The 385-nt window shown below is 67.3% G+C and carries 1 protein-coding gene; it reads right to left on the bottom strand.

The window, feature by feature from the left end; translation table 11 throughout:
• On the bottom strand, positions 1-385 hold a 385-nt coding region (locus tag EN786_RS36295), incomplete at both ends, for a hypothetical protein (RefSeq protein ID WP_135910071.1).

Below are 385 nucleotides of genomic sequence, written 5' to 3'. Positions count from 1 at the left end.
CGCCGGTCATGTATTCGCAGCCATGGTCGCCGACGCCTTCGACGACAGCGGCCACGCCCGAATTGCGCACCGCGAAGCGCTCGCCGGCGACACCGGCGAAATAGGCCTCGCCTTCGGTCGCGCCGTAAAGCACCGTGTTGCCGACGATGATCGAGTCGGCAGCCACGATCTTGGCTTCTTCCGGCGGGCGGATGACGATGCGGCCGCCCGATAGGCCCTTGCCGACATAGTCGTTGCCGGCGCCGACCAGCTCGAACGAAACGCCCCGCGCGAGAAACGCGCCGAAGGACTGGCCTGCCGTGCCGGTGAGCTTCACCTGGATCGTATCCTCGCGCAGCCCCTTGTGCTTGAAGCGCTTGGCGACTTCGCCCGACAGCATCGCGCC

Source organism: Mesorhizobium sp. M4B.F.Ca.ET.143.01.1.1 (assembly GCF_004792275.1).
GTDB classification, from domain to species: domain Bacteria; phylum Pseudomonadota; class Alphaproteobacteria; order Rhizobiales; family Rhizobiaceae; genus Mesorhizobium; species Mesorhizobium abyssinicae.
The sequence above is the reverse complement of the archived record's forward strand: the minus strand, read 5'-3'. Positions and strand labels throughout refer to the sequence as shown.